This is a genomic window from Pantoea sp. SIMBA_079, from assembly GCF_046940275.1.
GTDB lineage: Bacteria > Pseudomonadota > Gammaproteobacteria > Enterobacterales > Enterobacteriaceae > Pantoea > Pantoea borealis.
The window spans coordinates 1-238 of the sequence record NZ_JAWRYR010000890.1 but is presented as its reverse complement, the minus strand read 5'-3'; the positions used below and the strand labels follow the sequence as shown (position 1 = coordinate 238).

The window sequence follows — 238 nt, the reverse complement described above, 5'->3', positions numbered from 1 at the left end:
CATAACGGTAGTTGATCTCCGTAACCGATCGGCCGCCCAGCGTTTGGCAGAATGTCATAAAGCTGCCCTGCTGTTCAGGAATCGTCATCGCCAGCAGCGCTTCCCGCTGCTCTCCCAGCTCGCAGCGTTCAGACACATAGCGCAGACCGTGGAAGTTGACGTTAGCGCCCGATAGCACGTGTGCCAGACGCTCACCTTTGATGTCGTGCTGCTGGATATACTTGTTCATGCCCGCCAG

General features: G+C 57.1%; 1 pseudogene. It reads right to left on the bottom strand.

Annotation, left to right across the window (positions count from 1 at the left end):
• Positions 1-238: pseudogene (locus SB719_RS22495) on the bottom strand (threonine ammonia-lyase, biosynthetic); the annotation flags it as partial.